Source organism: Photorhabdus stackebrandtii (genome assembly GCF_011189495.1).
Lineage (GTDB): Bacteria > Pseudomonadota > Gammaproteobacteria > Enterobacterales > Enterobacteriaceae > Photorhabdus > Photorhabdus khanii.
This window is the reverse complement of record NZ_PUJV01000034.1, coordinates 23,318-31,748: the sequence shown is the minus strand read 5'-3', so window position 1 is coordinate 31,748 and position 8,431 is coordinate 23,318. Positions and strand designations below refer to the sequence as shown.

Genomic DNA, 8,431 nt, shown 5'->3' with positions numbered 1-8,431 from the left:
AAGAATGCTTGCCGAGATCGATGCCAATCAGTGCGATAGTGTTCATGATGGTAGCCTCTTATCAAAGATAATCACTCTGCTAATATACTGCCGTTAGAGTGAGGGGAACCATCTCATTACCTTGGGGCATTTATGCCGCAGCCGCTTCTGTCCAATAATGCTCCGTTTCGTCACCTAATTTTACGCCCGGATACCAATGCTCAATTAACAACGTAGGTTTTCATGGTGAGGAGCCGGATAAGTATGTTTATTTGTTCATTCTATCGCCAATTGAACAAAGTGCCCCAAGGTTTTTATGCTCTCCAACAAAAAAGTGGCTTGGTCTCCCCGGCATTGTGTCAGCAAATTAATACCCGTTTTAATCAATTACTTAATCGTTATGCACTGCTCATGCAGCCTGTTGTCGATTAATTAATAAACTCATCAAATAACTGTCATGCACTAAATCTCACGATATAAATGCAGTCTTGGAATAACCAATTCCAATAGTTTAGCTTTGGGTTTATAGCGATGTACTATTGCATTGGCGTCATAATCAGGCAATTCGCCGAGCTTTGGCGGGTTTCCGCCACAGTTAACATAAAATGCAATTAATGGAAGAGGGCAGGCATATTGCACTTGCTTTTGCTGCTCTGCATACCAGACCCGTGCAATAGGTTGTACTTTCACCGGACGTTTTATTTTTAAAATAACATCATCGGATAATTTTTTTATATCGGTAATTTCTTTGGCAACAAATTCTGCCCATTGTTCACGGGAATAGTGGGAAACAGTACGCCCTGAATTGTAGCTTTTCTCCAAACGCGCCAAAATTTGATTTTTTGTGACTTTATTAATGATGTTTTTATTTGCCCAACCAAAACGCACTGAATCAGGATTGAGAAGGGGAGTGATTGTTCTGTAAGCGTTTAGTGTAATCAACCCATGTAATTGATTATGAACAAACTCAAACCGCTGCTCTTTATTCACACCTGATTGCACCGTGACGATGTGTTCAAGTTCTGCTTTTAACTTATTGATCTCCTCAATCAGATTTAAAGCAGAGTGGTATTGTTGTTGATTCACAGAAAAACATAATATACCAGGCAAGCGAATAGCTGCTTTGCTGCTAATATTTTGATTATTGTGGTGTATAAATAGCCTCTGATAATGCCTTAAACCTAAATCTAATGCTTCATTACCTGAAATTCCATTAACGGTTATTTCTGTTATTGGATCATGTTCGCTGCCTTTTTTGACATCAGGCAGAACAAACACATGAGCGGCCAGTAAAGAATAGCTGTGAAGGAGTTCACGTAGCTGTCTCAATTTGTTTTCTTGCTGGTGAAAACAACGATTCAAATCTTCAAGTGATAAGTATTTACTCATATAAATAACAAAATTAGTTACAACATACTTTTAATTATAGAACAAAAAGTGCAAACTTCAAGCTCCTCAGTCGTATTCTAAAAATCTTATACCTAAAAATTTTCATAAAAACATAAAGTTAATGCTTGTTCGGATATTACTTTGCTGTATTTTTTCGCTGTACTAATGCTGAGAATACACAAGCGACGCATATCCGCTATCGCGATTTCATTACGAACTACAATTAATTGTTCGGTTCTGATTTTTATATTAAACCTCATAAAGATATTAATTATAGAATATTCAATATCGTGCATAGTTATAATGATTATAATCCCGACTGATAGCATCCCTGATATTTCAGTCAGAACAGAGTAAAATGTAGGTAAAGAAATTTTAGTCAGGAGAAAAGAAGTCTCATTTTAAGGTCTACATCTGAACATTCTCATAGAATCATAAATTTAATTAATAAATGTGATGATGTTAATAGTGCAATAACATTCCTTATCCTATGCTTAGAGGTATCACCGCGACTTGCCAGCAAGTTAATTTACTGTGTCAATGTTGTTTTGAGGTCGATATTATGAACAATTTAATAATCAAAGAGGATAGTGGGCATTTACGAATAAGCCCAACGCAACAGTTAAAAATTAATGAAGAGTTCAGATTGCTGAATGCTCGCGATCATCTTTTGCCGGTTAAGATGACCAGGTTCTTTCAGCAGAAAATTGACGAGGTAACCGATTTTATCGATGACCGCGAAAATATGCCTGACGACGCTCCTGGCAACATTATCCAGAAGTATCGGAACCGAATGTTATTCATACCTACCTCAACATGCGCATCACATTGCCAATATTGTTTTCACCAAGATGTTCTTTCTGAACAACACGAGACTGGAAAGAAAATTTTTGATAAGGCGATATTGGAATTGGATTCCTATCTCAGTACGCATCCTGATGTGGAGGAGGTGATTCTATCTGATGGAAATAATGCTTTGGAAAAATTATGTTAGCATTAGTTAATGGTTTTCTTCTTTGCTTAGGGCTTGTTGTTTCGATTGGCCCTCAAAACATGGAAATTCTCAGAGTTGGCTTGTTGAACGACCGTGTTGGTTTGCTCGCTTCAGTTTTCGTGATTTGCGATGTAATCCTGATTATCACAGGTGCGTTGGGTGTTGGAAGTATCATTGCGCTAAACCGGGGAATTACGGTGTCTTTAACGTTACTCACCGTAATGTTCCTGCTATTCCTGACGTTCCAGGCTGGGCGCCGGGCTATGAATGAGGGTGGAGCAGTTGTTTCCCTTGGCAAGCAACAAAATACCCGTCCCTTTGACATGGTGAAACGTGGGCTTGGTCTTTCGTTCCTAAATCCTTTAGCTCTGCTGGAAACTGTTGTCATCTTGGGATCAACAGCAGCGCCTTATCCTGTCAATCATCGGATTTTGTTCGTGGCTGGCGCGCTTGCGGCCTCGGCCATCTGGTTCTACGGCCTGGCTTATAGCTCACGTTGGTTTTCAGCCTGCATATCGAAACCCTGGCAGCGTTGCATTATGGAATGTGTTGTTGCTGTTATCCTGTTCATTACGGCTTGTTGGTTGTTACAGCGTACTTTCAGTGGTTGAGTTGACAAAAGTTCAGATTTCTCAAACTAAATTGAATTCCTTAAATGATCTACTGTTTATTTAAGTACAATAGTTGTTAAAATTAATGTGATTAAGTGCTAAGTTTATAATCACTCGAACGTAACATTATGGATTGTTACTGGAAAACCACGCAAACTATTGGAGTAGATAGCTTGGAATTAAATCAAGTCATTACCGCTCTTAAAAAGTCTGACAACAACTGGATTGTGGAGCAAACAGATGAGTGTCTTGTCATTACTAATGAAGATGGTGTTAAGGCGCATCTGGCAATTTGTGGAAAACAAATCACAGTAGAAGCATTAATATTTTCAGAAGAGCATGTTTCGGATACTGCCGCCTTAAATAAATTCATTTTAGAAACGCATAAGATGATCCCTTTAACCTCTGTTGGAATTACCGAAGTAGATGGTCAATCTTATTATACCGCTTTTGGCGCTTTGTCTTCGGAATCAAAAGTGGAGAGTGTTGTCATTGAAGTCTCTATGTTGTTCGCCAACATCAATGAACTTCTTGATGCATATTCTGAGTTTCTGAAATAACAGTATAGGATAAATATCAATGAGTAGTGTATGGAAGAAGCTTTTCAAAGCAATCAAAGGCACTGTAAATAACACGGTAGAAGCGGTAGCTGACGAGAACGCATTAACCATTCTTGATCAGGAAATTCGTGAAGCTAAAGCAGAAATCCGCCGTGCGGATGACAGTTTGATCAGTATTATCGCTAAGCGCAAAATGGCAGAGCAAAAGGTTTCAGCTATCAAAGCCAGCATCACCGAATACGAAGGGCACGCTCGTTCTGCTGCTAATAAAGGTGACAATGGGCTTGCTTTGGAATGTGCTCAGAAAGTTACCAACTTGCGGAGTGAATTGGAAACAGGACAATCACAGCTAGATGCTTTCAATACGGCTGAGGCTACCCACCGCCGTATTGTGCAAGAAGCTAAAGAAAAAGTATCTCAGCTTGAGAATCAGGTTGACCTTGTTAAGGCCACTGAGCAAGTACAGAAAGCACAGGCTGCAACCCACAACTCTGTAGTTGGCGCGTCGTCAAAAACATCTACTGCGCTTGATTCGCTTGAACGTATCAAAGCGCGTCAGGCTGAAAAAGCGGCTCAGTTTGAGGCTCAACAAGAGCTTCACGATAGCGCTACTTCAAGCGACTTGGACAGAAAGCTTAAAGAGGCGGGCATTACCTCAAATTCCGCGTCCGCAGAAGATGAACTTGCCCGTATTCTTGGCAAGTAATCCTCCTAATTGTTAAATCAAGATCCTGCTTCTTAAGCAGGATCTTCTTCTATAAATTCAAAGGATATTTCTATGTTTTCCAAAATCGCTAAGGCGTTTAAGAGAGCATTTAACGGCAAGGAAGTGATGCCAATGGGTCCGAAGGTACCGGAAATATTGGGTTTGCGTATTGGCGGTGCACTTGAGATAGACCCGCTTATACTAAAACTGATCGAGTCTGACCTTACCATCGAAAACGCTGCTTCAACTCAGCTTATATGCTCCGTCGGTGTTGTCGATCTTGGCGATAACGTACGTTTGGTTCGCTACTACACCGATGATGAAGGTTACCTCCAGGTGCTTCAAGAAAACGTGAGTGATGATGGGGTGAGAGAGGTGAGTCTTTGGTACTTCTACGAAACCAAACCGATCGACGTCCAAACTCAGTGGGATGCTCTGATTGAAAGCGGTATCGTTACACCAAACGGGCAATATGACCTCGACGGTACCAAGTTTTCCCGGTTGTGGGACAACACGAAACCCGTCGTTGTTACTGAGAAAACCTACCATCAGAACGGTACCGTTACTGAAACTGACCAATTCATGATGCTTTACACTCGCCAGGTTTCAGATAACAGAACAGAAGAGCTGTTGATTGCAGGTGAAGAGAAGATTGTAGGCAACAGCTTAGACAGGCTGATGGTAAAAAGCACCGGTATTCAACTTAACCAAACAGATTTTAAAGTGGTGGCATAAAATGATTACACTCGCAAATGAAGAACAGGCTTTAACTCAATTTATTAACAGCATAACCAACTTTGGATTGTGTTTTGGTCTGGCGCTTGTTTTCTTCATTGTATTCAAATTCATCTATGTAATGGTTACTCCACAGGATGAATGGAAGTTGATCAAGGAAGAGAAGAACATGGCGGCCGCGGTATCGCTAGGTGGCGCTTTGGTAGGTTATACCATCGCAATTGCAAGTGCAGCAAGCAATTCGGTAGGCGTGACTGATTTCGTGATGTGGGGTGTTGTTGCACTACTGGCGCAAATTGCTGGTTTCTTCATCGTTCGTATATTTATGATGCCAAAAATTGTATCTCGCATTGAAAACAATGAGCTCCCTGCCGCTGTCGTTCTGGCCTCAGTTTCAATCTCTGTTGGCCTTCTAAACGCAGCTTGTATGACTTACTAATTCAGAGGTTGTATGACGAACGAGAATAAAAAGCGCAGAATGCGCAGCACCGGCATCAACATTGAAAGTAAGCGTAAATATTGGCGTACTTTTTCACTTACTTCGCTAGCGCTCAGTGTTGGTTCGATAGTGGTGGGCTGTGGTCAATCGACGGATGAACTGTCAATCAAGCTCTACAAGGACCTGGCAGCTTGTCAAAACGATCCACAGAATACGATTGTTGCTGAATGTGAAACCACGTATAAAGCCGCATTGCGTGAAGCAGATCGGACATCGCAGAAGTTCAGACAAGAAGCCATGTGCAAACTTGAGTACGGCGAGTGTGAAGAAATGCCGGGCAAGCTTGGTTACCGGCCAAAGATGGCTGCCTTCATGATGGCGGATGTAAAGCCTGAGCATTTCAATGAGTACAACATTTCTGACAAATACCGCAATGTATTCTACCAACCCATATTCACTTCAACATCAAGCTATAGCGACCTGTACGGCAATCTGTTTTTCGCTGATGGTAAGGTAATTGGCTCTTATTCAGATATGGACAATATCCAGTTCGAGATGAACCAGCGTTATTTGCATCCATTGGCAACCGTCCGCCTGCCACCTAAGCAAGAAATCTCTCCGGGGACAGCAAACGCCTCTGCGGGCATGAATTCGACGCTAGGCACTATAGGGTCTGCTTATATAGCATCTGAATTGCTCAAGAACAGAGATAGTGTATATAGGGAAAGAATGTATAGAGAACGTCTAAATCGTGAGAGGGAACAGCAATCTGGAACAGGTTACTACGGAGGCACAGGTATCGGCTCTTCAACTCGCTCTAAGGACGGCTTCACCCGATTCCCTGACTACAATAAACCAATCGTAACTACCAAGTCTAAAGGTGGTTTTGGCTCAACATCCTCAGCCAGATCAAGCTGGGGTGGTTAACCAGTTTTGACAGCTAATTCAGGATGACAAGAAGCATCGGGAGGTCAAAGTAATGCTACAGATCCCAACGACACCACGCCATGATTGGAAAGCACGCGCTAAAGAATTTGGTTTTGGTTTCCACACAATTGATGATGAGCCGTATTGGACGGAAGACCGTTACTATCAGTTCACTCTCAGGCAGATTGAGGAACACATCGAAGATCCGACAGAGGAAATCCACCAACTGAGCCTTCAGGCAGTAGAGCGAGTGGTTAGTAGCGACAAGTTGATGGCTAAATTCCAAATTCCAGAAACAATGTGGTCGTTGGTTCGTGAATCCTGGGAGCGCCAGGATCCGAGTCTGTATAGCCGACTCGATTTTGCCTACGATGGTAAAAATCCGGCGAAATTATTAGAATTCAACTCAGATACGCCGACCTCGATCTATGAACTTGGTTTCTTTAGTTGGCTGTGGCTGGAAGACAAAGTTGACCGTGGAGAAGTGCCACGCTCCGCGGACCAATTCAACTTATTACAAGAATTACTTGTGAATCGCTTTTATGAGCTTAAATCGTTTCTGCCATTCAACACACTTCACTTTGCATGTTGTAAGGATACAGAAGAAGACAGGGGCACGGTCGAGTACATGGCTGATTGCGCCAAAGATGCCGGCATTCACACAAAATTTGTCTACGTTGAAGATATTGGCCTGAGTGAATGCGGTAAGTTTACGGACAACAATAGTAAGATCATCGATTCTATATTCAAGCTGTACCCGTGGGAGTTCATGTTTCGCGAAGAGTATGCTCAACACCTGGCAACCGCTGGCGTTAACTGGTTTGAGCCAATGTGGAAGAGCATTACCTCGAACAAATCAATCTTACCGTTGCTCTGGGAAATGTTCCCAGGACACCCAAACCTACTTGAATCTTACTTTGCTGATGACCCGAAAGCTAAATGCTTGACGCATTACGTAATAAAGCCAATATTTAGCCGCGAAGGTTCGAACATCAGTATTCACAAAAATGGCAAGATGATTGAGAAAGTCGGAGGGCCTTATGGGGAAGAAGGTTACATCGTGCAACAATACAGCCCATTGCCAAAGTTCGGTGATAACCATGTTCTTATTGGCAGCTGGCTCATCAATGACAAAGCTGCTGGTTTATCGGTGAGGGAAGATGTTGGCCTAATCACGAAGGACACATCGTTATGTGTGCCTCATATTATTTTAGGCTGATTACAGCCCCTTATCTCAACAATTAATACAAATGAGCCTATCTCGGAGAGCATAAATAAAGTGTGGGACCGATCATCTCTACCATAGGGTAACCGGAGGAATAGATAAAAGGAACAGCGTTATGCTGTTCCCAAATTATTATATAATGTACTGGATATCAGGCAGGATTAATTGTTGTATCAATGACTTGGTAAAATGCGTTAAGGGTATCTGCAATGGTCCAGACACCCAGTATAACGTGATAACCTTGATATCCTTCTGGTAAGGTACATTTATTAATAACTTGATTTCCCGGCATTCTCTCTTGGTAATCCTCAAAACAGAAAGGTGTGCTATTAAATTGCTCTCTGGTTAAAGGCTTATTGGGATCCCAGTTTGGTTTGGTAATAAAATATTCCCAGCTTGCAGTTTTGTGTTGAATTACAATTTCCCATTTAAATTCAATATTACTGGTAGTAATAGGAATTTTTTGCCAGCGATCTTCTGTTTGAACATCCAACTCCTCAAAGTGACCAATTCCAGCGCTGGCAATATGACCATCTTCAGGACCGGTTTGTGGGAAGCCTTTTTTAGCTTCAAGAGACTGAGGTTCATATTTAACCAGCCCACAATCCGTATTTTGTTTATTTCCCTGAGCAGAACAAAGGAATGCACGACTTCCTGGACTATCAATATAACCATGAGCCCAGGCACCATTAAATAAAGCGGCAATTATTGTAGTGGCTAAAGTCATATTTCTCACTTTATGTTTATACATAATAGTGTCCTCCATTAGACAGGATGATTTATCTATGACAAATAAAGCCCCGGGACTTAATCATTCATTCTAGGTGAATATAATATGATTATCCATTTCATAAATTGATTAACAA

General features: G+C 41.6%; 11 protein-coding genes. 9 read left to right on the top strand and 2 right to left on the bottom strand.

Features of this window, described 5'->3' with window-relative positions:
- Positions 1-243 precede the first annotated feature (243 nt).
- The gene (locus C5470_RS19210) at positions 244-411 is read left to right on the top strand and encodes a hypothetical protein (RefSeq protein ID WP_166291257.1); all 168 of its coding nucleotides are present in this window, start codon (positions 244-246) and stop codon (positions 409-411) included.
- Positions 412-441: 30 nt separating this feature from the next.
- Here C5470_RS19210 and tus read toward each other — a convergent pair whose 3' ends face one another.
- Complete coding sequence (gene tus / locus C5470_RS19205; RefSeq protein WP_166291300.1) at positions 442-1,368, bottom strand: DNA replication terminus site-binding protein; 927 nt, start codon at positions 1,366-1,368, stop codon at positions 442-444.
- Between the two features lie 562 nt (positions 1,369-1,930).
- Between tus and C5470_RS19200 the strand changes: the two genes are divergently transcribed.
- From C5470_RS19200 to C5470_RS19165, 8 genes are all read left to right on the top strand, one after another.
- Positions 1,931-2,362 (top strand): hypothetical protein, encoded by a 432-nt coding sequence (locus C5470_RS19200; RefSeq protein ID WP_207627048.1) that lies wholly within the window; start codon positions 1,931-1,933, stop codon positions 2,360-2,362.
- Complete coding sequence (locus tag C5470_RS19195) at positions 2,356-2,973, top strand: LysE/ArgO family amino acid transporter (protein ID WP_166291299.1); 618 nt, start codon at positions 2,356-2,358, stop codon at positions 2,971-2,973. Before C5470_RS19200 ends, C5470_RS19195 begins: the two co-directional genes overlap by 7 nt.
- A gap of 173 nt (positions 2,974-3,146) precedes the next feature.
- Entirely contained in the window at positions 3,147-3,533 is a 387-nt protein-coding gene (locus tag C5470_RS19190) for a DUF2170 family protein (protein WP_207627047.1), read from the top strand.
- A gap of 19 nt (positions 3,534-3,552) precedes the next feature.
- Positions 3,553-4,239, top strand: a complete 687-nt coding sequence (locus C5470_RS19185; RefSeq protein ID WP_166291295.1) for a PspA/IM30 family protein — start codon at positions 3,553-3,555, stop codon at positions 4,237-4,239.
- Between the two features lie 72 nt (positions 4,240-4,311).
- The gene (locus C5470_RS19180; protein WP_166291293.1) at positions 4,312-4,974 is read left to right on the top strand and encodes a YjfK family protein; all 663 of its coding nucleotides are present in this window, start codon (positions 4,312-4,314) and stop codon (positions 4,972-4,974) included.
- A 1-nt stretch (position 4,975) separates the two neighbouring features.
- Complete coding sequence (locus tag C5470_RS19175) at positions 4,976-5,413, top strand: DUF350 domain-containing protein (RefSeq protein WP_166291291.1); 438 nt, start codon at positions 4,976-4,978, stop codon at positions 5,411-5,413.
- Between the two features lie 12 nt (positions 5,414-5,425).
- Positions 5,426-6,340, top strand: coding sequence for a DUF1190 domain-containing protein (locus C5470_RS19170; RefSeq protein ID WP_166291289.1), 915 nt, complete (start codon positions 5,426-5,428; stop codon positions 6,338-6,340).
- 52 nt (positions 6,341-6,392) lie between these two features.
- A complete protein-coding gene (locus C5470_RS19165) occupies positions 6,393-7,559 on the top strand; it encodes a glutathionylspermidine synthase family protein (protein ID WP_166291287.1) in 1,167 nt (388 codons plus the stop codon).
- A 157-nt stretch (positions 7,560-7,716) separates the two neighbouring features.
- Here the strand turns inward: C5470_RS19165 and C5470_RS19160 are convergent, their stop codons facing one another.
- Positions 7,717-8,316: a lytic polysaccharide monooxygenase gene (locus C5470_RS19160; RefSeq protein ID WP_166291285.1), complete on the bottom strand. Its 600-nt coding sequence runs from the start codon at positions 8,314-8,316 to the stop codon at positions 7,717-7,719.
- Positions 8,317-8,431: the final 115 nt, after the last annotated feature.